The organism is Paracoccus onchidii (assembly GCF_028294535.1).
GTDB classification, from domain to species: domain Bacteria; phylum Pseudomonadota; class Alphaproteobacteria; order Rhodobacterales; family Rhodobacteraceae; genus Paracoccus; species Paracoccus onchidii.
Genome location: NZ_JAQBIE010000011.1, coordinates 72,866 through 99,519, shown reverse-complemented (window position 1 = coordinate 99,519; position 26,654 = coordinate 72,866). Strand labels below are relative to the sequence as shown.

General features: G+C 61.9%; 27 protein-coding genes. 12 read left to right on the top strand and 15 right to left on the bottom strand.

Annotation, left to right across the window (positions count from 1 at the left end; genetic code table 11):
- The first annotated feature begins 138 nt into the window (after positions 1 to 138).
- Positions 139 to 933: a sulfotransferase domain-containing protein gene (locus tag PAF17_RS10260; RefSeq protein WP_271889000.1), complete on the top strand. Its 795-nt coding sequence runs from the start codon at positions 139 to 141 to the stop codon at positions 931 to 933.
- A gap of 77 nt (positions 934 to 1,010) precedes the next feature.
- Here the strand turns inward: PAF17_RS10260 and PAF17_RS10255 are convergent, their stop codons facing one another.
- A complete protein-coding gene (locus PAF17_RS10255; protein ID WP_271888999.1) occupies positions 1,011 to 1,964 on the bottom strand; it encodes a bifunctional sulfate adenylyltransferase/adenylylsulfate kinase in 954 nt (317 codons plus the stop codon).
- 120 nt (positions 1,965 to 2,084) lie between these two features.
- Positions 2,085 to 3,083, bottom strand: a complete 999-nt coding sequence (gene trxB / locus PAF17_RS10250; protein WP_271888998.1) for a thioredoxin-disulfide reductase — start codon at positions 3,081 to 3,083, stop codon at positions 2,085 to 2,087.
- Between the two features lie 159 nt (positions 3,084 to 3,242).
- Here trxB and PAF17_RS10245 point away from each other — a divergent pair, with 159 nt between their 5' ends.
- Both PAF17_RS10245 and PAF17_RS10240 read left to right on the top strand, forming a co-directional pair.
- A complete protein-coding gene (locus PAF17_RS10245; RefSeq protein WP_271888997.1) occupies positions 3,243 to 3,743 on the top strand; it encodes an Lrp/AsnC family transcriptional regulator in 501 nt (166 codons plus the stop codon).
- A gap of 29 nt (positions 3,744 to 3,772) precedes the next feature.
- Positions 3,773 to 4,831, top strand: a complete 1,059-nt coding sequence (locus PAF17_RS10240; protein ID WP_271888996.1) for a hypothetical protein — start codon at positions 3,773 to 3,775, stop codon at positions 4,829 to 4,831.
- 17 nt (positions 4,832 to 4,848) lie between these two features.
- Here PAF17_RS10240 and pgeF read toward each other — a convergent pair whose 3' ends face one another.
- Genes pgeF through lgt form a run of 3 tightly spaced genes read right to left on the bottom strand, consistent with a single transcriptional unit; the run spans position 4,849 to position 7,548 of the window.
- Complete coding sequence (gene pgeF / locus PAF17_RS10235; RefSeq protein ID WP_271888995.1) at positions 4,849 to 5,622, bottom strand: peptidoglycan editing factor PgeF; 774 nt, start codon at positions 5,620 to 5,622, stop codon at positions 4,849 to 4,851.
- Entirely contained in the window at positions 5,606 to 6,664 is a 1,059-nt protein-coding gene (locus PAF17_RS10230) for a class I SAM-dependent methyltransferase (RefSeq protein WP_271888994.1), read from the bottom strand. Before PAF17_RS10230 ends, pgeF begins: the two co-directional genes overlap by 17 nt.
- Positions 6,661 to 7,548 (bottom strand): prolipoprotein diacylglyceryl transferase, encoded by an 888-nt coding sequence (gene lgt / locus PAF17_RS10225; RefSeq protein ID WP_271888993.1) that lies wholly within the window; start codon positions 7,546 to 7,548, stop codon positions 6,661 to 6,663. Before lgt ends, PAF17_RS10230 begins: the two co-directional genes overlap by 4 nt.
- A gap of 117 nt (positions 7,549 to 7,665) precedes the next feature.
- Between lgt and PAF17_RS10220 the strand changes: the two genes are divergently transcribed.
- Complete coding sequence (locus PAF17_RS10220) at positions 7,666 to 7,917, top strand: accessory factor UbiK family protein (RefSeq protein ID WP_271888992.1); 252 nt, start codon at positions 7,666 to 7,668, stop codon at positions 7,915 to 7,917.
- On the opposite strand, the gene PAF17_RS10215 is transcribed toward PAF17_RS10220, so the two are convergent.
- Positions 7,905 to 8,240 (bottom strand): DUF6476 family protein, encoded by a 336-nt coding sequence (locus tag PAF17_RS10215; protein WP_271888991.1) that lies wholly within the window; start codon positions 8,238 to 8,240, stop codon positions 7,905 to 7,907. The two genes, PAF17_RS10220 and PAF17_RS10215, sit on opposite strands and share 13 nt — an antisense overlap.
- On the opposite strand from PAF17_RS10215, the gene PAF17_RS10210 reads away from it, so the two are divergent.
- The 3 genes from PAF17_RS10210 (at position 8,239) to PAF17_RS10200 (ending at position 11,427) form a co-directional block, all read left to right on the top strand.
- Positions 8,239 to 9,264, top strand: coding sequence for an RluA family pseudouridine synthase (locus PAF17_RS10210; protein ID WP_271888990.1), 1,026 nt, complete (start codon positions 8,239 to 8,241; stop codon positions 9,262 to 9,264). The genes PAF17_RS10215 and PAF17_RS10210 overlap by 2 nt on opposite strands.
- Before the next feature lie 148 nt (positions 9,265 to 9,412).
- Positions 9,413 to 10,321, top strand: a complete 909-nt coding sequence (rpoH, locus tag PAF17_RS10205) for an RNA polymerase sigma factor RpoH (RefSeq protein WP_271888989.1) — start codon at positions 9,413 to 9,415, stop codon at positions 10,319 to 10,321.
- Between the two features lie 83 nt (positions 10,322 to 10,404).
- On the top strand, positions 10,405 to 11,427 hold the full coding sequence (locus PAF17_RS10200) for a hypothetical protein (protein WP_271888988.1): 1,023 nt from the start codon (positions 10,405 to 10,407) through the stop codon (positions 11,425 to 11,427).
- A gap of 4 nt (positions 11,428 to 11,431) precedes the next feature.
- Here PAF17_RS10200 and PAF17_RS10195 read toward each other — a convergent pair whose 3' ends face one another.
- Complete coding sequence (locus tag PAF17_RS10195; protein WP_271888987.1) at positions 11,432 to 12,193, bottom strand: NAD kinase; 762 nt, start codon at positions 12,191 to 12,193, stop codon at positions 11,432 to 11,434.
- Positions 12,194 to 12,382: 189 nt separating this feature from the next.
- Between PAF17_RS10195 and glyA the strand changes: the two genes are divergently transcribed.
- A complete protein-coding gene (glyA, locus tag PAF17_RS10190) occupies positions 12,383 to 13,678 on the top strand; it encodes a serine hydroxymethyltransferase (RefSeq protein WP_271888986.1) in 1,296 nt (431 codons plus the stop codon).
- 76 nt (positions 13,679 to 13,754) lie between these two features.
- Here the strand turns inward: glyA and PAF17_RS10185 are convergent, their stop codons facing one another.
- The 8 genes from PAF17_RS10185 to PAF17_RS10150 all read right to left on the bottom strand — a co-directional run bounded on the left by PAF17_RS10185 (position 13,755) and on the right by PAF17_RS10150 (position 21,797).
- Positions 13,755 to 14,165 carry an SRPBCC family protein gene (locus PAF17_RS10185; protein WP_271888985.1) on the bottom strand — a complete coding sequence of 137 codons (411 nt, stop codon included), beginning with the start codon at positions 14,163 to 14,165 and terminating at the stop codon, positions 13,755 to 13,757.
- 29 nt (positions 14,166 to 14,194) lie between these two features.
- On the bottom strand, positions 14,195 to 14,977 hold the full coding sequence (locus PAF17_RS10180; protein ID WP_271888984.1) for a crotonase/enoyl-CoA hydratase family protein: 783 nt from the start codon (positions 14,975 to 14,977) through the stop codon (positions 14,195 to 14,197).
- Positions 14,970 to 15,833 (bottom strand): hydroxymethylglutaryl-CoA lyase, encoded by an 864-nt coding sequence (locus PAF17_RS10175; RefSeq protein ID WP_271888983.1) that lies wholly within the window; start codon positions 15,831 to 15,833, stop codon positions 14,970 to 14,972. Before PAF17_RS10175 ends, PAF17_RS10180 begins: the two co-directional genes overlap by 8 nt.
- Positions 15,826 to 16,479: a glutathione S-transferase family protein gene (locus tag PAF17_RS10170; RefSeq protein ID WP_271888982.1), complete on the bottom strand. Its 654-nt coding sequence runs from the start codon at positions 16,477 to 16,479 to the stop codon at positions 15,826 to 15,828. The genes PAF17_RS10175 and PAF17_RS10170 overlap by 8 nt, the downstream gene beginning before the upstream one ends.
- Positions 16,479 to 18,404 (bottom strand): acetyl/propionyl/methylcrotonyl-CoA carboxylase subunit alpha, encoded by a 1,926-nt coding sequence (locus PAF17_RS10165; protein WP_271888981.1) that lies wholly within the window; start codon positions 18,402 to 18,404, stop codon positions 16,479 to 16,481. Before PAF17_RS10165 ends, PAF17_RS10170 begins: the two co-directional genes overlap by 1 nt.
- A 144-nt stretch (positions 18,405 to 18,548) precedes the next feature.
- Positions 18,549 to 20,153, bottom strand: a complete 1,605-nt coding sequence (locus PAF17_RS10160) for a carboxyl transferase domain-containing protein (protein WP_271888980.1) — start codon at positions 20,151 to 20,153, stop codon at positions 18,549 to 18,551.
- Position 20,154: 1 nt separating this feature from the next.
- On the bottom strand, positions 20,155 to 20,637 hold the full coding sequence (locus tag PAF17_RS10155) for a lysozyme inhibitor LprI family protein (protein ID WP_271888979.1): 483 nt from the start codon (positions 20,635 to 20,637) through the stop codon (positions 20,155 to 20,157).
- Positions 20,634 to 21,797: an isovaleryl-CoA dehydrogenase gene (locus PAF17_RS10150; protein WP_271888978.1), complete on the bottom strand. Its 1,164-nt coding sequence runs from the start codon at positions 21,795 to 21,797 to the stop codon at positions 20,634 to 20,636. The genes PAF17_RS10155 and PAF17_RS10150 overlap by 4 nt, the downstream gene beginning before the upstream one ends.
- A gap of 185 nt (positions 21,798 to 21,982) precedes the next feature.
- On the opposite strand from PAF17_RS10150, the gene PAF17_RS10145 reads away from it, so the two are divergent.
- From PAF17_RS10145 to PAF17_RS10130, 4 genes are all read left to right on the top strand, one after another.
- Positions 21,983 to 22,522, top strand: a complete 540-nt coding sequence (locus tag PAF17_RS10145) for a histidine phosphatase family protein (RefSeq protein WP_271888977.1) — start codon at positions 21,983 to 21,985, stop codon at positions 22,520 to 22,522.
- Entirely contained in the window at positions 22,519 to 23,460 is a 942-nt protein-coding gene (gene cbiB, locus PAF17_RS10140; protein WP_271888976.1) for an adenosylcobinamide-phosphate synthase CbiB, read from the top strand. Before PAF17_RS10145 ends, cbiB begins: the two co-directional genes overlap by 4 nt.
- A 56-nt stretch (positions 23,461 to 23,516) precedes the next feature.
- Positions 23,517 to 25,340, top strand: coding sequence for a M3 family oligoendopeptidase (locus PAF17_RS10135; RefSeq protein WP_271888975.1), 1,824 nt, complete (start codon positions 23,517 to 23,519; stop codon positions 25,338 to 25,340).
- Positions 25,341 to 25,422: 82 nt separating this feature from the next.
- Positions 25,423 to 26,622: a dipeptidase gene (locus PAF17_RS10130; RefSeq protein ID WP_271888974.1), complete on the top strand. Its 1,200-nt coding sequence runs from the start codon at positions 25,423 to 25,425 to the stop codon at positions 26,620 to 26,622.
- Positions 26,623 to 26,654: the final 32 nt, after the last annotated feature.

Genomic DNA, 26,654 nt, shown 5'->3' with positions numbered 1-26,654 from the left:
TTGGATTGCCGTGAATGTGACACATTTCCGAAGCTGGGATGACCGCCCCGCCAGAAGGCTCGACGCGTAGGCCGAAGCCCGTATGATGTGTAAGGATTGACCTCCGCGGGGCACGCCGCAAGAAATGACAGGGAACATATGCAAAGACACGTTGTTCTGACACTTGGCCGGAGTGGTTCGAATACACTTGTGAACTTGCTGAACCAGCATCCCAATGCGCTGAACATCGGTGAAGTGCTTGGAAAATGGAACCGGGTGCGCCAGATCCGTGACCGGCTGAACCTGTACCCCAATGACACATCCGCCTATCTGGACGGCGTATCCCGGAAATCGGGATTGCTGCGTGGACTTGTTGCGGGTCGGACCGCAGGTCGATGGCTGCGGCTGAAACCCAGGGAGGCAAAACCGCTAGGGCGCATCAAGACCCTTGGCTTCAAGGAATTCGCAACATTGATGTCGGAGCATGGTCAGGAAAACTGGCCCCAGACGCGCCATGACGTGAAGGTGATCGGGTTGCTGCGCGATGATGTCCTGGGGCGTTTCGTTTCATGGCAGTTGCTGAACCAGACGGGTGTCGTGTTTCACAACAAGGACGGTCAGAAAGAGCCCGAGCCAATTGACGTGGACCCCACGCGAATTGCCGATCACCTGACCACGATTTCCGCCGAAAATGACCTGTTGAAGAAAACCCTGAACCGAGTGCCGGAAGATCGCGTCTACAAGATCCGATATGATGAGTTCTATTCATCCGAGCCACGCCGAAAGAAGATCATAGACGAGGTTTTTCGCTTTCTGGACTTGCCGCATGTGTCAACCAGCATCCGCATGAACAAGATTGTAAAACGCCCACCGGCCCAGATGATCAGGAATCGCGGCGAATGCGCCGCAGCTTTGGTCGGCACGAAATTCGAAGGCATCCTCGATCACGCATGAGGCCGGACCATCGAATTGTGGTTCCGACCGGCTGGAATGAATCCTTGCGTGTCCGGCAGCCCTTCCCGAGTGGGATGTCAAAGCGTTACGAATGTGACACCAGCCCGACTGCCCAGTGACGCAGAAAGCTGTCGCAAACTCTTTTCCCGCGCGTGCGGCGCAAGGTTTGTGTCGCGCGGGATCAAGACATGCGTTGCACCATGATTGCGCGCGATCAGGCCCAGCCACAACAGATAGCGCAGCCCCGCCCCGGGCCGAAGATGTTCCGCCGAAACGACAAATGGCTGTATCGCTGAAGCGGCGTTGTCGGCCGTGGCATATTGACCCGCAATGTCATCAGCTTGCCCAGCTATGCTTGAATCAGCCACAAGGTGGATCAGACATTTCGCCTGAACATCCCGTGCGGCAGCAACAAGTTCAGCGATCCGCCCCGCATCCAGCCTTTCATCTATCGCATGGAACGCGACAGACATGGCGCCATGTTCATGAAAATACGATCGCAAGCCATTGGGACCAGACGGCATGAGGGGCTGGTTTTCCGTTGTCCTAGCCCGAATGCCCTTGACCTTTCCGCCCAGATATATCGGTCGGGTCGTTTGCAGAAATGTCTGCGCACGGGGATCCGTCGAGGCCGATGACGCAAAGACTGTTCTCGCCTCATGTTCCCGGTCAGGCCGCCATTTATCCGTCACCGACATGATCGCCAACACCGCACCATCGCAGTCACGCAACGCGATATCCATTCCGGGTTCGACATCATCCGCGAAGGCGGTGGTAACATCCAGGGTCAGCGGCATGGGCCAGAATTGCCCCGAGGACAGCTGCATATCGGACAGAACACTGTCATAGTCGGCTTGGCTCAGGAACCCCTTCAAGGGGAACAGGCCGCCATTCATCAACAAGTCCAGTTCGCTGGCCTGGGCTTCGCTCAGGGTCCAGGACAAGATCCGACCCGCATCCTCTTCGAGCGCCAGGGCGGACTCGGGCGATACGAATAGCTGGGGGATACGGATCTGATGGGGCGCTGACATGTTCGGCGATTCATTCCTTTGAGAATGGGACAGGCATTTGGGCACACGGCAAAGACAAGGCACCCTTGCCGGCCTGCGGATATTGCGGACAGCTTGCGCCCGCAATATCCATGATCCGGATCAGCTGACAGGCACGTCTTCGGGCAATTCGCCATGGGCAGGATCGGGTGCACCGGCCTCGTCAATCGAGGCAAGAAAATGTTCGGCATCCAATGCCGCCATGCAGCCCATTCCGGCGCTGGTCACAGCCTGACGGTACACATGGTCGGTCAGATCGCCAGCCGCGAACACCCCGGGAACCGACGTCCGGGTCGAGCCGGCTTCGACCTTTACATAGCCGCCGTTATGCAATTCGAGCTGGTCCTTGACCAGTTCGCTTGCCGGTGCGTGGCCAATCGCAACGAACACCCCGTCAGCGGTAACCTGCCGAGTCGCTCCATCCTTGGTCGAGGTCAGCACGGCACCGGTGACACCCATCGGATTTTCGGTCCCCTGAACTTCGGTCAGTTCGTGATCCCAGATGATTTCAACCTTCGGATTGTTGAACAGACGCTGCTGCAGGATCTTTTCCGCGCGCAGACTATCACGACGATGCACCAAGGTTACCTTGCTGGCAAACTTGGTCAGGAACAGCGCTTCTTCAACGGCGGTATTGCCGCCGCCAATCACCAGCACTTCGCGGTTACGATAGAAGAATCCGTCACAAGTTGCACATGCGCTGACCCCGAAACCCTTGAACCTTTCTTCGCTTGGCAGACCCAGCCAACGCGCCTGTGCGCCCGTCGCCAGAACAACGGCATCAGCCGTCACCCGTTTGCCGCTGTCGCATTCGGCGACAAAGGGGCGCTGCTGCAGGTCCAGCCGCGTCACCATATCCGTGACGATATTCGTCCCCATCTGACGCGCATGCTCTTCCATCTTGACCATCAGGTCGGGACCCTGGATTTCGGTTTCGCCAGGCCAGTTCTCGACCTCGGTCGTGATGGTCAGCTGTCCGCCGGGCTGCATCCCCTGAATCAGCATCGGCTCCAGCATGGCGCGCGCCCCATAGACGGCGGCCGTATAACCCGCAGGCCCCGACCCGACGATCAAAAGTTTCACATGCGTGCTGTCAGTCATCAGCCTAGTTCCCCGATCTTGCGTTGGCGGCTTAGGTAAACATCCCCGGCCGCCGCTGCAATGCCTGCGAACCCAAGCTATCCACAGAAACAATGTTGCGCGTCAGGGGCGCACATTGTAGTTTCCGGCAAATCAGAAGACCAAGGGGTAACGGGCAGCATGGCCGGCGCAAAACTGGACGAGATCGACCGCAAGATTCTGGCCGAACTGCAAAGCGACGGGCGCATGACCAATGTCGAGTTGGCCCGACGGGTCGGGATTTCGGCCCCGCCCTGCCTGCGTCGGGTCCGCACACTGGAAGAGATGGGCTTCATTCGCGGCTATCACGCCGATATCGATTCGCGGGAAATGGGCTTTGAAGTTCAGGTCTTTGCGATGGTGCGGCTTGCATCACAATCGGAACGCGACCTGTCGGCATTCGAGACGCTGATCCAGGACTGGCCGCTTGTGCGCGAATGCCACATGCTGAACGGCGAGATCGATTTTATCCTGAAATGCGTTTCACCCGATCTGTCGACCTTTCAGCGTTTTCTGACCGATGATCTGACCGCCGCGCCCAATGTTGCCAGCGTCAAGACTTCGCTTGTCATTCGTGGCGCAAAAGACGAACCCGGCGTGCCCTTCGAGGTCGTCGAGGCCCGCATTCGCGAGGCAGGCTGATCCCCGTTCCTGCACCTGCCGGCCGCCTGATGACCCTGCGGGCGCCGAAGGACGATTCACGCAACAAAAACAAAACAGCGTTTGATCTTTTGCGCGCCATCGCCCGAGTGGCATTGCTGTCCTGGACCGCCGTAACTATTGCCGCCTTGATCTGGACATTGTCCCGAAACCCGTTTCTCGCCCCTTATGTTGCCGCGTCGGCAGATCAGGCCAGATTGCAGATTGAAACCGCCGTTGCCGGAACAGTCACGGAGGATTGGCTGGCGCCACGGGTCGAAACCGCCTTGCTCAATCGCGACCTGCAAGAGCTGACATTGTTGCGGTCCTTGGCACAGGATCACGGTATCGCCCTCCCCGCAGATCTGACCGCCCGCGCTGACCAGCTTCAACAGGAACACCAAGGCGTCTTGGCGACGGTGAATGATTGTGGTCGCTGCATGATTGACCTGAATGATTGCCCCAGCCTGCAAATGGTCGCGGCTTGCGCAGTGCCGTTCGAGATGTCCCCTGCCGGTGACGTTGCGGCGTTGGCGCGACAGGCCAAGGCGAAACTGACCGGGGCCGAGGTCGATACGGTCGAGGTCGCGCTGGCGTCGGTTGGCCTGGCGGCAACAGGTGGCGCATTGATCAGTGCCGGCAGCACCGTTTCAGTCAAGGCATCCGCCACGATACTGCGCAGTGCCCGACGGGCACGAGCATTGTCGCCCGGCATGCAAAAGGCCCTGCAAGATGTCGCGCGGGGCGCAAGGCCGACAAGTGACCTTGGTGAAATTCTTGCAGATCTTGGTATCATCGCGCGGCACAGCTCGGTCCCCGAGATCATTCCCATCCTGCGCCTTGCCGATAACCCGTCAGAGCTGAGGCAACTTGCAAGGTTGTCAGAAGTAACTGGAAAAAACACGCGCAAATCATTGAATGTTCTTGGAAAATCAAAAAGCCTTCGATTGCTGAGCCGTTTCTCGGATCTGGCACTGACCGCCCTTGGACTGATCGGACTTCTGCTGGGTCAAATCGCTGCGCTGATCGGGGCAATGGCAAATCTGATCATAAGATCAGCCCTGAAAAAGAACAGCTATAACAGGGCATAACGCATCATTCCCAGAATTCACGAAAACCTGAGCGATATCGCCGAAATCAATCTGCCGTAATCGGCCTGCCCCTCATGGGTTGCCCGCCGATAGCTGAAAAAACGCTCGGGGTCGGAATAGGTGCAGTGGCGCGACCATTCGGCCTCGACCCCGCAATCACGCAATCTGGACAGTCCGAATGATGGCAGATCGAACATCGGCCGACCGTTCGGGCCGCCGCTGAAAAAGCGATGGAATTCCGGATCCTCGGCAAGAAAATCCTGCATGAAATCCTCGCCGACCTCATAGGCGGACTGGCTGATCGTAGGGCCTATGACGGCGCGGATATTCCGGGCACCGAGATTGCGCATTTCCTGAACCGTCGCCTCGATCACACCCGCCAATGCGCCACGCCAACCGGCGTGGCAAGCGCCGATAACCCCGGCGTCGCGATCTGCCATGAGAACCGGTTGGCAATCCGCTGTCAGAACCGCCAAGGCCACGTCGCGCCGCGTCGTCACGATGCCGTCCGCCTTGACGTCACGCACCTGCGCAGGATCGAGACCGTCGCCCAATACCACGGCATCCGCCGAATGCACTTGCTTGACCGTCGCCAAGGCATCGGGTGCCACCCCCATTGCCGTTGCGACACGACCACGATTGACCATCACCATATCAGATTGATCACTGGAACGGCGACCGCAATTCAAGCCTGCGAACAGGCCAGAGGATGCCCCGCCCTTGCGGGTGAAAAACCCATGTTTCACATCGCCAAGCAGCGGATGGGTCAGAATCTCAAGCGTTGTCTGCATGCTGCCCCAGAACGTCGAATCCGGGCACCGCGGGTGCCCCTTTCGGCCAGATGGCCATTGCTTTGAACAGGTGACCCATTTCATCGGCATGCGTCAACCGTGCTAGCGCAGACATCGCGCCCCGGTCCCCGGCTGCCTCCAGTTTACGCGCCCGTGCCTCGGCACCAAGCGACAGCAGCCAATCCCCCTGATGGATCGGGCGCGACACCTGCACCCCGGCGCGGAACGCTGCCGCCGCAAGGGGCGCAAAATCGACATGCGCGGTCAGGTCGGCGTCACCGGGATTGGCAAGCGGATTTTCCGGGCGGTGGCCGCGCACGGCCTGAAACGTATCACCGACCCCGTTCCAACCGCCATAATCAATGATGATCGCGGCACCGCCATGCCTTGCGATTCGGCGTGCAAGCGTGGTCATGATCGCCGTTGCGGCGGCGCAATCCTCGATCACGTCACCGATATTGCCGCTGCGGGGCAGATCGACCGCCGGAGCAAGCCCGAAGCGCAACCCGGCATCGTCCAACCCGATCACACGCTCGGCCCACCCGGTCTCGACCCGCTGAAACTGACGGATCGGCAGCGCATCGAAGAACTCATTTGCCACAAGAAACAGTGGCTGTTCAGGCAGTTGCGTCACATCGTCGACATGAAGCACCGGTCCCAGCGTTTCGCGCTGCCGCTGACGCAAATATGGTGAACGTTCGACCAGGGCGATCTGCGCGGCATCACGGGCACCCGGTGCCGCCTGTATCGCGCGACGCATGTCATTCATCAGGGTGCCACGCCCCGGCCCAAGCTCGGACAGGGTAAAAGGGCTGGGCGCACCCTGATCCAGCCAAGCCTGCGCCAAAGCCAGACCGCACATCTCGCCGAAGATCTGCGACATCTCTGGCGCGGTCACGAAATCGCCATCGCGACCGAATGGATCGCGGGTCGCGTAATAGCCGTGCCGCGGATGCATAAGGCAAAGCTCCATGTAATCGGCAATGGTCATCGGGCCGGTCGCCCTGATGCGCTGCACGATCATGTCCGCAAGCGCCGTCATGCGGTTTCGGCCACCGCAGGGCGGCGCCTGGCCCGCACCATGAAGAACAGCCCGACCAGAACCATGGGCAATGACAGCAGCTGCCCCATCGACAGACCGATCACCGGCCCGCCGACCACATGCCCCAGCGGATTGTCTGGCGTGATGAATTGCGCATCGGCAACGCGGAACAGTTCGACGAACATCCGCGCCAACCCGTAGCCGGTCAGAAACACGCCAAGCGACAGACCGGGGCGCATCAGGCCGCCACGCCGAAGGATGGCCCACAACACCAGCCCCAGCAGAACACCTTCAAGCCCCGCCTCATACAGCTGGCTTGGATGTCGCGCGCACAAACCGGCCACACCGACACAGGATTGCGCAGCCTCGCCCGGAAACACGACGCCCCACGGCAGATCGGTCGGCCGCCCCCACAGTTCGGCATTGATGAAATTCGCGATCCGTCCAAAGAACAGACCGATCGGCGCAACCACCGCCATCGCATCGGCCAAGCGCATCGGCGCGATACCGCGCGACCTGCAAAACCACCAAGAGGCAAGGACAACCCCGGCGAACCCGCCATGAAAGCTCATCCCGCCTTGCCAGATCCTCAGGATCTCGGCCGGATTGGACAGGTAGAATCCCGGTTCGTAAAACAGCACGAATCCAAGACGCCCCCCAAGGATGACACCCAGGATGATCCAGGTCAGCAGGTCATCGACCTCTTCCGGTTTCATCGGCGCACCATCGCCCCAGATACGCTGGCTGCGCATCATGCGCATCATCAGCTGCCAGCCGATCAGCAATCCTGCCAGATATGCGACCGCATACCAGCGCAGCGAAAGCGACAGGCCGCCCAGTTCAATCGTGAAAATCTCGGGGCTGATATTGGGAAAGGGGATCATGGGGCCTCGGTGTCGGATTCGCCGCGCACGCTAGCTGCGCCGTGGGCAGTGTCAACATTGAACCCGGACACCGACCGGCCCATATAGGGGGCAACCAAGCCACAAGGGTCACGCCAAATGACGACACAGAATAAGTTTTTCGACGATTTCTCGAAGCTGATGACAAATGCGATGGGTGTCGCACAAGGCGCCAAATCCGAGGCCGAAACCGCCATGAACGGCTGGATCGAGCGTTGGTTGGCCGATCGCGATTTCGTGACACGCGAAGAATTCGAAGCCGTGCGCGACATGGCGATCAAGGCCCGCACCGAAAACGCCGAACTCAAGGCGCGTCTCGACGCGATCGAGGCCGGGCGTCAGGGCGACTGATCCCCCGGCACCGCGACATCAAGCGCGGCGCTGCCATGCAAGCGCCCTGCCCTGTCATAGACCAGGACGCGGCTGTCAGAGGTCATCACCACGATCCGCTCGCCGGCAAAGGTAATGGCGGTTGCGGTGGTGCCGGACGGCAGATCGATGTTGTCAGGCAGATCGGGCAGGACCGGCTGACCCAGTCGCAGCCACAACAATGCGACGATTGCGACCATTCCCAGCCCCATGACAAGGGTCAGGCCGGTCACAAGGGTCTTTAGAAATCTCAGTTCCGGCACCGCTTTCGCAGCCGCATTCCAGTCGTTATCATCTTCGCTCATGTCCAACCTCGTTATCACCATCCCGGCCCAGCCGCCCGAACGGCTTGATAAGGCGCTTGCCATGGCTGTGCCAGCAGAAGCCGCGCTTTCACGATCACGGCTGGCGCGGCTGATCCAGCAAGGCGCAATCAGCGGCCCCGAAGGCGTGGTGCGCGACGGCAAGGCCCGCGTCCGCGAAGGGGATCAATATCACATCGCCCTGCCAAGCGCCGAACCCGTCGAAACACTGCCCGAGGCAATCCCGCTGCAGATCGCCTATGAAGACCAGGATCTGGTCGTTGTCGACAAGCCGGCGGGAATGGTCGTCCATCCAGCGCCCGGCAGCCCTTCGGGCACGTTGGTCAATGCATTGCTGGCCCATTGCGGGGACAGCCTGTCAGGCATCGGCGGCGAGCGCCGTCCCGGCATCGTGCATCGGATCGACAAGGATACGTCGGGATTGCTGGTCGTGGCAAAATCCGATCGCGCGCATCACGGGCTGGCAGCCCAGTTCGAAGCCCATAGCGCGCAACGCAAATATCTTGCCATTGCGCATGGCGTGATCGACGGCGCCGATCCAAGGCTGCGCGGGTTGGCCGGGATCAGCTTCGAAGATGGTGCGGTGCTCAAGATCACCTCTCGGCTGACACGGCACGCGACCGACCGTCAGAAGCAGGCCGTCTATTTCGACAAGGGCCGTCACGCCGTGACCCGCGCACGCCTGCTGCAATCATTCGGCAGTCCGCCTGCGGCAATGCTGGTGGAATGCCGGCTGGAAACCGGGCGAACACATCAGATCCGGGTCCACATGGCCTATGCCGGCCTGGGGCTGGTCGGCGATCCGGTTTATGGCGGCGCAAGACGCGCCACCGGCAAGGCGCTGGGATCGGCGGCGCAGGCGATTTCGACCTTTCCCCGGCAGGCCCTGCACGCAGCCCATCTGGGCTTTGACCATCCCGTCAGCGGGGACGCGATGTCATTTGACAGCGCCCTGCCCGACGATATGCAGGCCTTGCTGGACGATCTGCGGAACACGGCACCTTGACAGGATCGTGATTCATCACCACGTTACAGCGCCTTCGAAACAGGACAGAATAGTTCGCGAAACCCGACCATCCTAATGTCCGGCCCCCTCACGGCGGAACCGTGGTTTAGGTGGGTGCGTTGCCCGAACTCTGCGAAAGGCCACTGACATGGCAAATTACGGTAACCTTCCCGCGCCAAGCCCCGAACAGGGGCTGAACCGCTATCTTCAGGAAATCCGCAAGTTTCCCCTTTTGGAACCGGAAGAGGAATACATGTTGGCCAAGGCCTGGGTCGACCATGAGGACAGCGAGGCCGCGCACAAGATGGTAACAAGCCATTTGCGCCTGGCCGCAAAGATCGCGATGGGTTATCGCGGCTACGGTCTGCCCCAGGCCGAGGTCATTTCTGAAGCCAATGTCGGGCTGATGCAGGCGGTCAAGCGTTTCGACCCCGACAAGGGATTCCGGCTGGCGACCTATGCGATGTGGTGGATCCGCGCATCGATTCAGGAATATATCCTGCGGTCATGGTCGCTGGTCAAAATGGGCACCACCAGTGCGCAGAAGAAACTGTTCTTCAACCTGCGCAAGGCCAAGTCCAAGATCGGCGCACTGGAAGACGGTGATCTGCGGCCCGAAAACGTCAAGCAGATCGCCAATGATCTGAATGTGACCGAACGCGAAGTGATCGAGATGAATCGCCGCATGTCGGGGGGTGATGCCTCGCTGAACGCGACGGTCGGGTCGGCGGATGGTGATTCGACCGCCCAATGGCAGGACTGGTTGGAAGACGAAGACGCAAATCAGGCCGAAAGCTATGCCGAGACCGAAGAACTGGACACCCGGCGGCAAATGCTGATCGATGCGATGGACGCGCTGAACGACCGCGAAAAAGACATCCTGATGGAACGCCGCCTGCGCGATGACCCCATGACGCTGGAAGACCTGTCCGGCCGCTATGACGTTTCGCGCGAACGCATTCGTCAGATCGAGGTGCGCGCCTTTGAAAAACTTCAGGACCGCATGCGCGTTCTGGCACAGGAAAAGGGCATGAAGATCCCCGATACCGCGGAATGACAAGACCGGCTCGACCTGCGGCAATCATTGACCTGCCGCAGGTTCACGCTATGGTCGCCTGACAGGCAGGCAGACCAATACACATGACCGCGCTGACGGAATTTCAAAGACTCGAGGCTCAGGGATCGTGGCGGGAAACGCCCGATGCCCGCTTGCGCGAAGTCATCGTGTCGGTCGGCGATGCCACGCTGATCCTGTCAGACCCCAAATCGGAACGCCCGCTGTCGCATTGGTCCCTGCCAGCCGTGACACGGCTTAACGCGGGCAAGATGCCGGCGATCTATGCCCCCGGATCGCAAGGCGCCGATGAAACGGTCGAGATCGACGATCCCCTGATGATCGAAGCGATCGAGCGTGTCCAGCGCGCCATCGCCATGCACCGGGCGCATCCGGGGCGTCTGCGGGGCGTGCTGACGGTGATCGCAGCCGTTCTCATGCTGGCCGGATTGGTGATCTGGCTTCCCGACGCCATCATCCACCACGCCGCCCGCATCGCGCCGCCGGCCCAGACCCGCCAGATCGGCGAGGCGGTCCTGACCGATATCGAACGCAGCACCGGCAGCATCTGTCAGCGCGAATCGGGCCGGGCCGTGCTTGACTGGCTGGCGCCGAAACTGGCCGAGGACAACGCCATCCTTCAGGTCGTTCCCGGCGCACTGAACGGCGCGCTGAGGCTGCCCGGCAATCTGTATGTTCTGGGAGGGGATCTTCTGGTTGGTGCCGCAGGCCCAGAGGCCGCGGCAGGCCATATCGTCGCCGCGGGTCTGGCAACCGACGATCTTCGGGTCACACGCGACGCGCTTGAACATGCCGGGCTTGGCGCGGTCTTGCGCCTGATGACGCTGGGGGACATTCCGGCAAGCGCAATGGAAGGCTATGGCGAGGAATTGTTGTCACGCAACCTGCCGCGGCCACAAGACGACATCTTGCTTGAACAGCTGGCCGAACGCGGCCTTGGCAGCGAAGCATATGCCCGGACGCTTGATCCGACCGGGGCCAGCGTGCCGGCCCTGATCGAAAACGACCCCGCCCGAACCGCGCCCACTGGCAAACCCTTGTTGACCGATCCGCAATGGCTGGCCCTGCAACAGATCTGCGCCGGGTGACGGGTCAGACGAATTGCTCGCGCAACAGGCGTTCATCCAGCCCGTGCCCGCTGTCAAACAGCAACCGGTGACGAATATCCGCCGCGCTCTTGATGCTGACACGCGTGACATGGCGCACCGAGCGCGAATCGGCATCCGCCATGACCGGGCGCCGTTCGGGATTCAGCACCTCGATCTCGACCTGCGCAGCCTTGGGCAACAATGCCCCCCGCCATCTGCGGGGTCGGAACGGGGCAATCGCGGTCAGGGCCAGAACTTCGGAACCGATAGGCAGAATGGGACCATGCGCGGAATAGTTGTACGCCGTCGATCCCGCCGGCGTGGATACCAATGCGCCATCGCAAACCAGTTCTTCCATCCTTGTGCGCCCGTCGATATGGATCCTTAGCTTGGCGGCCTGCGGTCCCTCGCGCAGAAGGCTGACCTCGTTGATGGCAAGGGCTTCCTGCAACGAACCATCGGCGCATGTCGCCGTCATTCGCAGCGGGTTGATCACCGCCTCTTCCGCGGCACCCAGCCGTTCCATCAAGGTTTCGTCGGAATAACTGTTCATCAGAAACCCGACCGTTCCGCGATTCATGCCATAGACGGGCAAGTCACGCCCCTGAATGGCGTGAAGCGTTTGCAGCATGAACCCGTCGCCGCCCAGAGCCACAACGATCTCGGCCTCGGCCAATGCCGAATTTCCATAGCGCAGGGAAAGCCGCCGCAATGCCTCTTGCGCGAGATCGGCATGGCTTGCGGTGAAATGAATGGCAGGCGTCATCGTATCGTCGTTCCTTTGATCCGGACGCAGCATCGGACGCGACCGCGGGGATGGCAAGCCCCCCCACCTGCCTGGCACAAGTGCCGCCATTCGTTGCCGTGGTGTCGTTTTGTCGCTTTCAGCCTTGGCAGGCTTGCGCTATGACAGCGCCATTCCTGCAGCCCCCTAGCCTGAGAGGATGCGAAACAGATGAACGCACCCACCCGCGAAACCGGTTTCTTCACCGAAACGCTGGCCAGCCGTGATCCCCAAATCTCCGAAGCCATCGGCCTGGAACTTGGCCGCCAACGCGACGAGATCGAGCTGATCGCATCCGAGAACATCGTCAGCCGCGCCGTGATGGAGGCGCAGGGTTCGGTTCTGACCAACAAATACGCCGAAGGTTACCCCGGCAAGCGCTATTACGGCGGCTGCCAATATGTCGACATCGCCGAAAATCTGGCGATCGAACGCGCCAAGGAACTGTTCGGCTGCGAATTCGCAAACGTCCAGCCCAATTCGGGCAGCCAGATGAACCAGGCCGTGTTCCTGGCGCTGCTGCAGCCGGGCGACACCTTCATGGGTCTGGACCTGAATTCCGGCGGTCACCTGACCCATGGTTCGCCCGTGAACATGTCGGGCAAATGGTTCAACGTCGTCAGCTATGGCGTGCGTCAGCAGGACCAGCTGCTGGACATGGAAGCGATCGCCGAAAGCGCCCGTCAGAACAAGCCCAAGCTGATCGTTGCTGGCGGCACCGCCTATAGCCGCGTCTGGGACTGGGCCGCGTTCCGCAAGATCGCGGATGAGGTCGGCGCCTATCTGATGGTCGACATGGCCCATATCGCCGGTCTGGTCGCGGGTGGTCAGCATCCCTCGCCGCTGCCGCATGCGCATGTCGTGACCACCACCACCCACAAATCGCTGCGCGGTCCGCGTGGCGGCATGGTGCTGACCAACGACGCCGACATCGCCAAGAAGATCAACAGCGCCGTGTTCCCCGGCCTGCAGGGCGGTCCGCTGATGCATGTGATCGCCGCCAAGGCCGTGGCCTTCGGCGAGGCCCTGCGCCCCGAGTTCAAGGATTACGCCGCGCAGGTCGTCAAGAACGCGCAGGCCATGGCGGATGAGCTGATGAAGGGCGGCATCGACATCGTGTCGGGCGGCACCGACAACCATCTGTGTCTGGCCGACCTGCGCCCGAAAGGCGTGACCGGCAAGGCGACCGAGGCCGCATTGGGCCGCGCCCACATCACCTGCAACAAGAACGGCGTGCCCTTCGACCCGGAAAAACCCTTCGTCACCTCGGGCATCCGTCTGGGCGCCCCCGCCGGCACCACCCGCGGCTTCGCGGAAGAAGAGTTCCGCCAGATCGCCCGCTGGATCGTCGAGGTCGTCGACGGTCTGGCCGCCAATGGCGATGAGGGCAATGCCGAGGTCGAAGCCAAGGTAAAGGCCGAAGTTTCGGAACTTTGCGCGCGTTTCCCGCTTTACGCCGGTCTGTAAGTTCTATAGCAGAACGCCTCGCCCCGTTGCATGGCAGTGCAGCGGGGCTTTTTCATGCCTGGATGGCGGGCGACGTTCAGGCCACGCTTTCGACATGGGCGGCAAAGCGATCAAGGATCGCCTGCCAGCCCTGCCGCTGCATCTGGGCAGGATGCTGGTCCTCGGCATCGAAGGTTTCGCGGACCAGAACGGCACCGTCCTGCTGCAGGAACTCGACCAGAATCTCGCGCCCGTCCTCCATCACCGCCTGCAACAGACGGGGCGGTTCGACACGGCGATAGATGCCCGCGAAATCAAAGCCCATGCTGCCGTCCTTGGCCTCCATCCGCGAGGAAAACCGGCCGCCTTCACGCAGATCGACCGTGGCGGCGGTCGTGTGCCAGTCGTCCGACGCGGCGTTCCACGCCATGATATCCTGCGGCGTGGTCCAGCAGCGCCAGACGGTTTCGACGGGCGCCTTGACCAGCGCCTCGACCGTGATCTTCATGATGCGATCCTTTCCCTGTCAGGGTCGGATCAAGCCTGCCATATCGGTTTGCGTTTGTCGAAGAATGCGCCAATCCCTTCGGGGGCCTCGCTGCCTTCCCACGCGGCGACAAGCCGGTCGATGCTGTCCTCGATCACCGCCTGATCGATGCGCGGGCCAAGGGCGCGGCACTGGGCCTTGGCGGCGGCGATCGCCCCCGGCGCACCCAACAGGAACGGCGCGACCTCATCCTCGACCGCCTGATCCAGATCGGCCAGCGGCACGGCGCGGGCCGCAAGGTTCAGACCGACCGCCTCGTCCGCGCCGAAGATCCGCCCCGAAAAATACACCCGCCGCGCCTTGTCCTCGCCCATGCGGGCCAGAACATAGGGACCGATGGTGGCGGGGATCAGGCCCAGCCTGACCTCGGTCAGGCCGAATTTCGCATCGCGCGAGGCGATGGCGATATCGCAGACCGACATCATGCCGACGCCGCCGCCAAAGGCATTGCCCTGCACCTTGCCGATCAGCGGTTTCGGCAGCAGGTTCAGCGCCGACAGCATCCCGGCCAGCACCCGCGCCCCGTCACGGCGGGTTTCGGCATCGACCTGCATCTGCGATTTCATCCATGCCAGATCGCCACCGGCACAGAAACTTGCGCCCTCGGCGGCCAGAACGACAACCCGCACCGCGGGATCCTGACCCAGACGCGTCGCGGCATCGGTCAGTTCCTGCATCATTTCCTGGGACAGGGCGTTATGCTTTTCCGACCGCGACAGCCACAGCGTCGCCACGCCCCGCGCATCGGTCTCGATCTTGATCGTGTTATACATCGCCGCCCCCTTGCAGGCCGCGCGCCATGTCGGCAGCCTGTTCGATCAGTTCCATGTCCAGCCCGGTTTCATAGCCCGAGGCCGCCAGCTGCCGCGCCACCTTTTTGGTCGCGACATTGCCTTTCGCACCGGGCGCATAGGGGCAGCCGCCCAGACCGCCCACTGCCGCGTCAAACACCCGCAGCCCGCGTGCGAGGCTGGCCGCGATATTGTCCAGCGCCCGCCCGGCAGTGTCGTGATAATGCCCGGCCAGCTGTTCGGCGGGCAGTTCTTTCAGGACCGCCGACAACATCGCATCGATTGTTTCGGGACGACCCTGCCCGATCGTGTCGCCAAGGCTGATCTCATAGCAGCCCATATCGCGCAGCGCGGCCGCGACACGCGCGACATTTTCGGGCGACGTCGGTCCGTCGTAGGGGCAATCGGTCACCACGCTGACATAGCCGCGCACCCGGATGCCGTCGGCCCGCGCGGCCTCGGCCACCGGGCGAAAGCGATCAAGGCTTTCGGCGATGGTGGCATTCAGATTGGCCTTGCTGAACCCTTCCGAGGCGCTGGCAAAGATCGCGACCTCATCGGCGCGGGCCGCGCGTGCGCCCTCGTATCCCTTCATGTTCGGGGTCAGCACGGCATAGCTGACGCCGGGCGCGCGCGTGATCCCGGCCATCACCTGCGCGGCATCGGCCATTTGCGGCACCCATTTCGGGCTGACAAAGCTGGTCACCTCGATCCGCCGGAAGCCACATCGCGACAGCAGGTCGACAAGTGCGATCTTGTCGGCGGCCGGGATCAGGCGCTTTTCATTCTGCAACCCGTCGCGAGGGCCCATCTCGAAAATTTCGACCTTCTCAGCCATGGGGCACCTGATAGAAATCCTGCGCATAGATCGCATCAAGCCCGCCGCGTTCCTCGGCCCGGCGATAGGCCGGGCGGGCGGTCATCCGGTCGCGATAGGCGGTCAGATTGGGATAGTCGCCTTCCGGCAGAAAACGGAACAGTGCCAACATATTAAAGCCCAGCATGCAATCGGCGGCCGAAAACCCCGAGGCCAGCAGCGTGTCGTGATCCGACAGATGCCGCTCTAACGCGGCCGCCGTCACCGCCAACCGTTTCGTGTCCAGTTTCATCAACGGGACCGACCGCGCCGCTTCGGGGCGCAGAAAGATGTGATGGATGTTCAGCGCCTGAATGATATTGGCCTGCGTTTCCGCAAAGCCGATCCATTCCAGAAAATCCGCGCGCTCGGGATCGCCCGGCGCGGGGGCCAACTGGCCCTGACGCTCGGTCAGATACTGGATGATCGCGCCGGATTCAAAGATCGAGCGCCCGTCGATTTCCAATGCGGGAATACGTCCGGCGGGCGACATCGCGACGAATTCCGGGCGGCGCAGGCTGCCATCCGTCAGCGACCAGTTCTGCAGATCGCAGTCCAGCCCCAGTTCCTCAAGCAGCCACAAAACCCGCATCGAGCGGGACCCGCCAACATGATGCAAACGGACCATCAGTCTTCCTCCTCCAGACGGATCAGCGGTGCGCCGGCCTCGACCTGATCGCCGGCCTGGGCCAGAACCTCGGCCACGGTGCCGTCGCGGGCGGCGGTCAGACTGTGTTCCATCTTCATCGCTTCCAGCACGGTCAGCCTGTCGCCTGCCTTCACATCCTGTCCCGCGCTGACATGAACGGCCTTTACCAGCCCCGGCATCGGCGACAGGGTCAGCGCATCGCCGCCCGCCGAGGCCGCGTCACGCGCCAGCGGATCGTGACGGGTCAGATGCACCGTCCGGCCGCCAAAGACGCTGATCCCGGCGTCATGCGACACGATCCGGTTGCGGCGCAGCGCGTCATCGACCCACCAGCGGTCGCCCTGCCAGCGCACCTCATGGATGCTGTCGCCCAGATCGACCCGCGCCGCGCCCGGACCCAGCACCTCCAGCATGGCCTGACCGCCTTCCCAGGCGATGGTCCGGCGCAGCGGTTGCCACATGGTCGCGCCGCCCTTCACATCGGCATCGGCCAGACCGGCAAGGCCGATCACGGCCAGCGCACGCGCGCGCGGATCGGGTTCGGCGGCGGCAATCAGGTCGTCCAGATCGCGCCCGATCAGGCCGGTATCGACCTCGCCCTTGCGGAACCCGTCATGACGGGTCAGCGCGATGAGGAAATCGACATTGGTGACCGAGCCCGCGACCTCGGTATCGACAAGCGCGGATTCCAGCGCGCGCAACGCAATGGCGCGGGTGGCGCCATGCGTCACGACCTTGGCGATCATCGGATCATACCATGGGCTGATCGTGTCTCCTTGACGAATACCGGTTTCAATGCGCGCCGATGGCGGGAATTGCAGATGCGCCAGCCGCCCGGTCGCAGGCAGGAACCCCGCCGGCACATCTTCGGCGTAAAGACGTGCCTCGAAGGCATGCCCCGTTATGGTCAGATCTTCCTGACGGGCGGGCAGCGGCTCGCCGGCGGCCACGCGCAGCTGCCATTCGACAAGATCAACCCCGGTAATCAGCTCGGTCACGGGATGCTCGACCTGAAGACGGGTGTTCATCTCCATGAACCAGAACCCGTCGCTGCGCAGCCCGTCGGAACCGTCCACGATGAATTCGATGGTGCCCGCACCCTTATAGCCGATCGCCTCGGCCGCGCGGACGGCGGCGGCGCCCATGGTCTTGCGCATCTCTGCGGTCATGCCGGGAGCCGGGGCTTCCTCGATCACCTTCTGGTGGCGACGCTGCAGCGAACAGTCGCGTTCGAACAGATGCACGGCGCGGTGGCCGTCGCCAAAGACCTGCACCTCGATATGGCGGGGTTGCAGGACGTATTTCTCGATCAGCACATCGGGATTGCCGAAAGCGTTCTTCGCCTCGGACTGGGCCGAGGCCAGCGCGTCGGCGAAATCCCTGGGATCATCGACGCGGCGCATGCCCTTGCCGCCGCCGCCCGCGACGGCCTTGATCAGCACCGGATAGCCGATGTCATCCGCCTGCTGCGCCAGATGCGCCGGGTCCTGATTGCTGCCATGATAGCCCGGCACGACGGGAACGCCCGCCTCTTCCATCAGGGCCTTGGCGGCGTCTTTCAAACCCATCGCGCGAATGGCCTTGGCCGAGGGTCCGATAAAGACAAGCCCCGCAGCCTCGACCGCATCGACGAAATCGGGGTTCTCGCTGAGAAAGCCATAGCCGGGGTGGATCGCCTCTGCGCCCGTATCCCTGGCTGCGGCGATGATGCGATCCGCCATCAGATAGCTTTCCGCAGGGGCCGGCCCGCCGATGTGAATGGCCTCATCTGCCATGGCGACATGGCGCGCCGCACGATCTGCGTCGGAAAACACGGCCACGGTGGCCACACCCATCCGGTTGCAGCTATCGATGATCCGGCAGGCGATTTCACCGCGATTGGCGATCAGGATCTTGGAAAACATATCAGAACCTTCGCTGAATAAGGCTGGCCGATGCATGGCGGCGTGCCCTTGTGGAAAACATTGTCGATGCCCGCCCGGTATTTGTCGCAGCCTTGCGCATTCTGGCGACGGCCATGCTGCGGTCCGTGACAGGCATCGCGACCATCACATCCGGAATATGCCGAAACGCGTCGGCTCGATCGGGGCGTTCAGCGATGCACGCAAGGACAGCGACAGCACATCGCGGGTCTGGCGCGGGTCGATGATGCCGTCATCCCACAGGCGCGCTGAGGCATAGAGCGGGTGGGACTGCCGCTGGAACATCTCGATCGTGGGGCGCTTGAACTCGGCCTCTTCCTCGGGTGACCAGCTGCCGCCCTGCCGTTCGATCCCGTCGCGCTTGACGGTGGCCAGAACGCCCGCGGCCTGTTCGCCGCCCATGACGCTGATGCGGCTGTTGGGCCAGGTCCACAGGAACCGCGGGGAATAGGCCCGTCCCGACATGCCGTAATTGCCCGCCCCAAAGCTGCCACCGACCAGCATGGTGATCTTGGGGACATTGGTGGTGGCGACGGCGGTGACCATCTTGGCGCCGTGGCGGGCGATGCCTTCGTTTTCGTATTTGCGTCCCACCATGAAGCCAGTGATGTTCTGCAGAAAGACCAGCGGGATGCCGCGTTGCGAACACAGTTCGACGAAATGCGCGCCCTTCTGGGCGGCCTCGCTGAACAACACGCCGTTATTGGCCACGATGCCGACCGGGCAACCCTGAACATGGGCGAAGCCGGTCACCAGCGTTTCGCCGAAGCGGGCCTTGAACTCGTCAAAGCGGCTGCCGTCGACGGTGCGGGCGATCACCTCGCGGATGTCATAGGGCGTGCGCAGATCGGCCGGCACGACGCCCAGGATTTCGTCAGGATCATAGGCGGGATCCTCGGACGATTGCCAGACGACGCTGTCGGGCATGCGGCGGTTCAGATTGGCGATGGCGCGGCGGGCCTGGGCCAGCGCGTGGGCGTCATCCTCGGCCAAGTAATCGGCAACGCCGGACAGGCGGGTATGGACATCGCCGCCGCCCAGATCCTCGGAAGACACCACCTCGCCCGTGGCGGCCTTGACCAGTGGCGGGCCGGCCAGAAAGATCGTGCCCTGATCGCGGACGATGATCGTCACGTCGGACATGGCGGGAACATAGGCGCCGCCCGCCGTGCAGGACCCCATCACAACGGCGATCTGGGGAATGCCCTTCGCGCTCATCCGGGCCTGATTGTAGAAGATGCGCCCGAAATGGTCGCGGTCGGGGAACACTTCGTCCTGATTGGGCAGGTTCGCACCGCCGCTATCGACCAGATATACGCAAGGCAGGTGGCATTCCTCGGCGATTTCCTGTGCGCGAAGGTGCTTCTTGACCGTCATCGGGTAATAGGTGCCGCCCTTGACCGTGGCGTCATTGGCCACGACCATCACGTCCTGCCCATGCACCCGCCCGATGCCCGCGATCACGCCCGCGCCGGGAGCCGCGCCGTCATACATGTCATGGGCCGCCGTCGCGCCGATTTCCAGAAAGGGCGAGCCGGGGTCCAGCAGATTGGCCACCCGTTCGCGCGGCGGCATCTTGCCCCGGCTGACATGGCGGTCCATCGCCTTGGCCCCGCCACCCGCCGCAGCGGCCTGCGCCGCCTGACGCGCGGTATCCAGAAGCGCCAGATGCGCCTGCCGGTTGGCACGATAAGCATCGGAATTGGTCAGGGCTTGGCTTTTCAATTTCATCTTAAAACCCCTGCAGGTCACGAAGTTCAAATGTTCGACGCGCGGTGTGGCGCATCTGGCAATCTGCTGAAGCGATCACGCGCATTGATCCACCATGCCAGCGATCATAGGCGTATCTGCAATCTGCGTCCCGAAAGGCGATCCAGGCCCGCTGTGCCTGCAGCAGAGATTCGGCAGACGGGTTCGTTTCGCCTAGCGAATTTCGAAGCGCGGCATATTCGCGGTTCAGCAATGCGTCCCAGACATCGCGTTCGCCCATCAGGCATTGCGATGTCCCAAGCGTGGTATGGCCCTCTGGGGCATCGTTCTGGCAAGCTTCGGCGGCGCGACCTATACATGGCGGATCAACATCCCTTGTTTCGGTCGCTGCGAAACAGGCATCAACGATCGTAGGTTCCACCGCGAGTTCTTGCGCCGACGCGACATCGGGCAGCGCCGCCAGCACCATGATCGCGGCACCAGCGATCCCCCGATCGCGGATCATCCGACCAGACCCATCAGCTCGCGCCCGATCAGCATTCGGCGAATTTCACTGGTGCCCGCCCCGATTTCCATCAATTTTGCATCGCGGAACAGGCGGCTGACCACACTGTCGCTGAGGAAGCCGGCACCGCCAAGCGCCTGAACCGCCTGATGCGCCTGAACCATTGCCTGCTCGCTGGCATAAAGCACCGCGCCCGCAGCATCCTGACGTGTCACCTTGCCTGCATCACAAGCGCGCGCAACCTCATAGACGTAAGCCCGCGCCGTGTTCAGCGCGACATACATATCGGCGATCTTGCCCTGCATCAGCTGGAACGACCCGACCGGTTGACCGAATTGCTTGCGATCGCGCAGATAAGGCATCACCTCGTCCAGACATGCGGCCATGATCCCGGTGCCTATTCCCGACAGCACCAGCCGTTCGTAGTCCAGCCCCGACATCAACACGCGCACACCGCGCCCCTCTTCACCCAGAACATTCTCGAATGGGATCTCGCAATTGTCGAAGATCAGCTCGCCGGTATTGGAACCACGCATGCCCAGCTTGTCAAAATGCGGGCCGGTGGAAAAACCGTTCATGCCCCGCTCGACGATAAAGGCGGTTATGCCCTTGCTGCCGGCCTCGGGGTCGGTCTTGGCATAAACGACCAGCGTCTTTGCATCGGGCGCGTTGGTGATCCAATACTTGTTGCCGTTCAGCACATACCGGTCGTTTTTCTTTTCAGCCCGCAGCTTCATGCTGACGACATCGCTGCCCGCGCCCTCTTCGGACATGGCCAGCGCGCCGACCGCCTGGCCCGAACAAAGATCGGGAAGATATTTGGCTTTTTGTTCGGCCGTGCCGTTCAGCTTGATCTGATTGACGCACAGGTTCGAATGGGCGCCATAGGACAGGCTGATCGATGCCGATGCTCGGGCGATTTCTTCGGTCGCGATGACATGAGCCAGATACCCCATGCCGGATCCGCCGAACTCTTCGGACACGGTGATGCCCAGCAGGCCCAGCTCGCCCATTTCCGACCAAAGATCATTGGGGAATTCATTGTTGCGATCAACATCCGCCGCGATCGGCTTGACCCGGTCTTGCGCCCAACGGTGAACCATGTCGCGCAGGGCGTTAACATCCTCTCCCAGATCGAATTCCATCCCACGCGTGAACATCGTCGCACTCCTCCTGATTTATTGAACGCTTGTTCATTTAAACTGTATTTACCGCATCCCGTGGCGCTGCGTCAAGCAAAGCCTGCGCTTCCAGGATGCCATGCGTCAACATCCCTGCCTTGCCCCTTTCGACACAAAACGTCATCTTGTGCCGAATACGGCGCGAACCCGATAACGAGGCCCCGGTGAAATTGCAGATCCTGCGCCATGCCCCCGCCCTGACACAGGGTCGTCTGGCGGGCAGAACCGATGTCGATGCCGATTGTTCGGACCAGAATGCACTGGCATGGATTGCGGACCGCATCGACCGCTCGACACAGATCGTGACCAGCCCCGCCCAGCGCTGCCGCCAGACTGCGGGGGCATTGGGTTTTGACAATGCGCCTGTCGATGCCCGCTTCTGGGAACAGGATTTCGGCACCTGGGAGGGCCTGCCATACGCACGACTGCCCGATCTGGGCCCCTTGCCGGTTGCGCAGCTGGCCAATCATCGCCCTCCGGGCGGCGAAAGCTTTCACGACATGGCCGAACGCGTGCAGCAGGCCATCGAGGAACTGGCAACGGATAGCCTGTTGATCGCCCATGCCGGAACCGTTCGTGCCGCACTGGCATTGGTGGTCGGACCTGCGGCCCTGTCATTTTCGGTCGCTCCGCTGTCTTTGACGGTGCTGCGCAAATCGGGCAGGTCCTGGGGGGTTGATTTCGTCAACATGACCGCAACATGACCATCCTGACCGCCTTGATCGCCCTGCTGCTCGATGTCGCGATCGGATGGCCTGATCGTCTGTTTCGCAAGATCGGGCATCCGGTTGTCTGGCTAGGCGCTGTCATTTCGTGGCTGGATCACCGGCTGAATTCCGGGGCGCACAGGGCCATACGTGGCAGCCTGGTCAGTCTGGCCGTCATCGGCGCAGCCCTGCTGCCGGCCATCGCCCTGCAAGTCGCGCTGGGACGGGCGGTATCGGGGCACATGTTTCTGGGGCCGATCCTGGCAGGTATCGTTGCATGGCCGCTGATTGCAGCGCGATCTCTGGATGAACATGTGCGCGCGGTCGCCCTGGCTTTGGAACGCAAGGACATCACGTCCGCCCGCCAGGCAACATCCATGATCGTCGGGCGCGACGTGTCGGCGGCCACCGAAGCCGAGCTGTCGCGCGCCGCCATCGAAAGCCTGGCCGAAAACGCATCGGATGGCGTGATCGCACCGCTGTTCTGGGCCTGTGTCGCAGGATTGCCCGGCGTGGCGGCCTATAAGGCGATCAACACGCTGGATTCGATGATCGGCCATCGCACCCCACGCCACCAAGCCTTTGGTCGCTTTGCCGCGCGGCTGGACGATGTGGCCAACCTGATCCCCGCGCGGCTGACCGCATTGCTGATCGTGCTGGCCAGCGGAAAGACCCGGTGGGCCGGCCTGCGACGTGACGCCATCCGCCACAGATCACCCAATGCCGGCTGGCCGGAAACCGCCATGGCAAAGGCCCTGGACATCAGGCTGTCGGGACCGCGGGTCTATGCTGATCGCGTGGCCAACGAACCTTGGTTGAATGGCAAGGCAAAGGACCCTGATGCGCACACCGTCGCGCAGGCATTGCGGCTCTATCGTCGCGCCATGATCCTTGCGGCGATCTTGATGGCGGGTGTTTTTCTGATCACCCGATGACTTGCGATCCATCCATGCGCGGTCCACATCTATGCAAAAGCTGAAAGGACATTCCGATGGCAGGACCAATAACATTTGACGCAGGCGATCAGGCAAAGGCAGGCGGTTTCGGCGACTTGCCGGAATGGGATCTGGACGATCTATATCCCGCGCCGGATTCGCCCGAGCTGAAATCCGACCTCAAGGCGCTTGCCGCTCAGGTTTCGCAGTTCGCCGAACGTTATCAGGGCAAGCTGGCCCAACTCAGCCCATCGGACATGCTGGCCTGTATCACCGAATACGAACAGATCGACATCATTGCCGGGCGCGTAATGTCTTATGCCGGCTTGCGCTATTATCAGAACACCACCGATGCCGACCGCGCGAAGATGCTGGGGGATTTGCAGGCCCAGATCACGGACATCACGACGGCGCTGGTCTTCTTCAGCCTCGAATTCAACCGGATCCCGGATGATGTCTATGAAGCGATGTTCACCGCGGATGATGGCCCGGCACGCTATCGGCCAGTGTTTGATCGCATGCGGGCGATGCGCCCCCATCAGCTGTCTGATGAACTGGAACAGTTCCTGCACGACAACTCGGTCGTAGGTGCGGCCGCCTGGAACCGCCTGTTTGACGAAACGACGGCCGGGCTTGAATTCACCGTCGATGGTGAAACATTGGGGCTGGAAGCAACGCTGAACCTGCTGACCGAACACGACCGCGCGCAGCGGCAGGCCGCAGCCGAGGCATTGGCCAAGGTGTTTGGTCAGAACATCAAGCTGTTCGCGCGCATCCACAACACTCTGGCCAAGGAAAAGGCCATCGAGGACAAATGGCGCAAGATGCCGTCACCCCAGCATGGCCGACACTTGTCGAACCATGTCGAACCCGAGGTGGTCGAGGCGCTGCGCAATGCCGTCACCAAGGCCTATCCGCGCCTGTCCCACCGTTATTACGCGCTGAAGGCCAAATGGCTGGGTCTGGACAAGCTGCAGGTCTGGGATCGCAATGCCCCCTTGCCGACCGATGCCCCGCGCACGATCGACTGGTCCGAGGCACGCAGCACCGTTCTGGATGCCTATGCCGGTTTCGCCCCCGAGCTGGCCGAGCTGGCCGAGCCGTTCTTCGACAAGGGCTGGATCGACGCGGCTGTCAAACCGGGCAAGGCCCCCGGCGCATTCGCACATCCGACCGTCACGACCGTGCATCCCTATGTCCTGCTCAACTATCTGGGCAAACCACGCGACGTGATGACGCTGGCGCATGAACTGGGTCATGGCGTGCATCAGCGGCTTGCCGCCAAACAAGGGGAAATGTTGGCCTCGACACCGCTGACTCTTGCCGAAACGGCCTCGGTCTTCGGCGAGATGCTGACCTTCCGCGCCTTGCTGGCGAAAACCACCGATCCGGCTCAGAAAAAGGCGCTGCTTGCCGGCAAGGTCGAGGACATGATCAACACGGTCGTGCGCCAGATCGCCTTCTATGATTTTGAATGCAAGCTGCATGCAGCACGCGCCGAGGGCGAGCTGACGCCGGATGACATCAACGCCCTGTGGATGAGCGTGCAGGCCGAAAGCCTTGGGCCGATATTCGAATTCATGCCCGGCTATGAAACCTTCTGGAGCTATGTCCCCCATTTCGTGCATTCGCCATTCTATGTTTATGCCTATGCTTTCGGGGATGGGTTGGTGAACGCGCTTTATGCGGCCTATGAAGAAGGTCTGCCCGACTTCCAGTCCAAGTATTTCGACCTGCTGTCGGCCGGAGGCTCGAAGCACCATTCCGAACTTCTGGCACCCTTCGGTCTGGACGCATCAGATCCGGCATTCTGGGACAAGGGGCTGTCGATGATCGAAGGTTTCATCGACGAGCTGGAAGCACTTGAGAAAGACGCCTGACCACGACTAAGCTGAACCGGTCGCGCCAGCCGCGCCCGGTTCAGGAATTGCCGCCCGGCCCCGATCAAGGACAGGACGACGAATGTTAAAACGAATTCTCATCGTTCTTGCCGGTCTGTTGATCGCCGCATTGGTCGCCTTTTTCTCATTGGCGCCGGGCTATGTCGAAACCGCGCTGAACCCACTGCGCATGCCCGAAGATGGCTGGCCGGTCACCGGCAGGGCCGAAAGCCTGCATCAACGTCTGGTCATCGGCGATCTGCATGCCGACCCCTTGCTGTGGGACCGAGACTTGCTGAAACGCAGCGAAAGGGGGCATACCGACGTGCCCCGCCTGCTGGATGGCAATGTCGCGGTGCAGGTGCTGACCACTGTCACCAAAAGCCCGCGCGGCCAGAATTACGACGAAAACGAAACCGGCGCCGCCGACAACATCACCCCGCTATTCATGGGCCAGCTGCGCCCGGTGAGATCGTGGTTTTCACTGCGCGAACGTGCCCTGGTTCAAGCCGAAGCCCTGCAAGAAATGGTCGATCGCGCCCCCGACAGGCTGCGCGTCATTCGCAGCCGCCAAGACCTCGCGCGGCTTTTGGCCGACCGCGCCGACGGACAGCGGGTTCTGGGCACGATTCTGGGGGCCGAAGGCGGTCATCCCCTTGAAGGTGATCTTGCCAATATCGACCTGTTCCATGACGCCGGGTTCCGCCTGATCGGCTTGACCCATTTCTTTGACAACGAACTTGGCGGCAGCTTGCACGGCAAGGGCGGCACAGGATCGGGGCTTAGCCAGTTCGGATATGATGTCGTGGCGCGCATGATGGAAAAGGGCATGATTATCGATCTGGCCCATGCTTCACCGCAGATGGTCGAGGACGTGCTGGACATAGATGGCGCACGTCCGCTGCTTTCCCATACGGGCATCCATTCGCATTGCCGGACGCCGCGCAACCTGGATGACAGGCTGATGCAACGGATTGCCGCGAAGGGCGGCATCATCGGAATCGGATTCTGGTCCGATGTCGTCTGTGGTGCGACACCCACGGATATTGCCGGTGCGATCGGCGCGGCCATTGCGCTGCTTGGCGAAGATCATGTGGCTTTGGGGTCGGATTATGACGGTTCGGTCGACGCCCCTTTCGATGCCGCGCATCTGGTATTCTTGACTCAGGCGCTGCTGGATGAGGGACTGACCGAACAACAGATCGAAAAGGTCATGGGTGGGAACATGATGCGCTATCTTGCCGAGGTCCTGCCCTCACAATCGGGTGAAAACGGGGCCTGACACCGCAACCGGTGCCGTTTTCGACCAATGAC

Excerpts from the sequence above, each read along its gene's own strand:
- PAF17_RS10230 (WP_271888994.1), bottom strand. The coding sequence starts at position 6,664 with ATGACGGCGCTTGCGGACATGATCGTGCAGCGCATCAGGGCGACCGGC.
- PAF17_RS10155 (WP_271888979.1), bottom strand. The coding sequence starts at position 20,637 with ATGATCCGCGATCGGGGGATCGCTGGTGCCGCGATCATGGTGCTGGCG.
- rpoH (WP_271888989.1), top strand. The coding sequence starts at position 9,413 with ATGGCAAATTACGGTAACCTTCCCGCGCCAAGCCCCGAACAGGGGCTG.
- PAF17_RS10210 (WP_271888990.1), top strand. The coding sequence starts at position 8,239 with ATGTCCAACCTCGTTATCACCATCCCGGCCCAGCCGCCCGAACGGCTT.
- PAF17_RS10215 (WP_271888991.1), bottom strand. The coding sequence starts at position 8,240 with ATGAGCGAAGATGATAACGACTGGAATGCGGCTGCGAAAGCGGTGCCG.
- PAF17_RS10135 (WP_271888975.1), top strand. The coding sequence starts at position 23,517 with ATGGCAGGACCAATAACATTTGACGCAGGCGATCAGGCAAAGGCAGGC.
- PAF17_RS10195 (WP_271888987.1), bottom strand. The coding sequence starts at position 12,193 with ATGACGCCTGCCATTCATTTCACCGCAAGCCATGCCGATCTCGCGCAA.
- PAF17_RS10260 (WP_271889000.1), top strand. The coding sequence starts at position 139 with ATGCAAAGACACGTTGTTCTGACACTTGGCCGGAGTGGTTCGAATACA.
- PAF17_RS10185 (WP_271888985.1), bottom strand. The coding sequence starts at position 14,165 with ATGAAGATCACGGTCGAGGCGCTGGTCAAGGCGCCCGTCGAAACCGTC.
- PAF17_RS10245 (WP_271888997.1), top strand. The coding sequence starts at position 3,243 with ATGGCCGGCGCAAAACTGGACGAGATCGACCGCAAGATTCTGGCCGAA.
- PAF17_RS10175 (WP_271888983.1), bottom strand. The coding sequence starts at position 15,833 with ATGGCTGAGAAGGTCGAAATTTTCGAGATGGGCCCTCGCGACGGGTTG.
- PAF17_RS10255 (WP_271888999.1), bottom strand. The coding sequence starts at position 1,964 with ATGTCAGCGCCCCATCAGATCCGTATCCCCCAGCTATTCGTATCGCCC.
- glyA (WP_271888986.1), top strand. The coding sequence starts at position 12,383 with ATGAACGCACCCACCCGCGAAACCGGTTTCTTCACCGAAACGCTGGCC.
- PAF17_RS10220 (WP_271888992.1), top strand. The coding sequence starts at position 7,666 with ATGACGACACAGAATAAGTTTTTCGACGATTTCTCGAAGCTGATGACA.
- PAF17_RS10180 (WP_271888984.1), bottom strand. The coding sequence starts at position 14,977 with ATGTATAACACGATCAAGATCGAGACCGATGCGCGGGGCGTGGCGACG.
- PAF17_RS10160 (WP_271888980.1), bottom strand. The coding sequence starts at position 20,153 with ATGAAATTGAAAAGCCAAGCCCTGACCAATTCCGATGCTTATCGTGCC.
- PAF17_RS10200 (WP_271888988.1), top strand. The coding sequence starts at position 10,405 with ATGACCGCGCTGACGGAATTTCAAAGACTCGAGGCTCAGGGATCGTGG.
- PAF17_RS10170 (WP_271888982.1), bottom strand. The coding sequence starts at position 16,479 with ATGGTCCGTTTGCATCATGTTGGCGGGTCCCGCTCGATGCGGGTTTTG.
- PAF17_RS10150 (WP_271888978.1), bottom strand. The coding sequence starts at position 21,797 with ATGTTCACGCGTGGGATGGAATTCGATCTGGGAGAGGATGTTAACGCC.
- lgt (WP_271888993.1), bottom strand. The coding sequence starts at position 7,548 with ATGATCCCCTTTCCCAATATCAGCCCCGAGATTTTCACGATTGAACTG.
- trxB (WP_271888998.1), bottom strand. The coding sequence starts at position 3,083 with ATGACTGACAGCACGCATGTGAAACTTTTGATCGTCGGGTCGGGGCCT.
- PAF17_RS10165 (WP_271888981.1), bottom strand. The coding sequence starts at position 18,404 with ATGTTTTCCAAGATCCTGATCGCCAATCGCGGTGAAATCGCCTGCCGG.
- pgeF (WP_271888995.1), bottom strand. The coding sequence starts at position 5,622 with ATGCAGACAACGCTTGAGATTCTGACCCATCCGCTGCTTGGCGATGTG.
- PAF17_RS10130 (WP_271888974.1), top strand. The coding sequence starts at position 25,423 with ATGTTAAAACGAATTCTCATCGTTCTTGCCGGTCTGTTGATCGCCGCA.
- cbiB (WP_271888976.1), top strand. The coding sequence starts at position 22,519 with ATGACCATCCTGACCGCCTTGATCGCCCTGCTGCTCGATGTCGCGATC.
- PAF17_RS10240 (WP_271888996.1), top strand. The coding sequence starts at position 3,773 with ATGACCCTGCGGGCGCCGAAGGACGATTCACGCAACAAAAACAAAACA.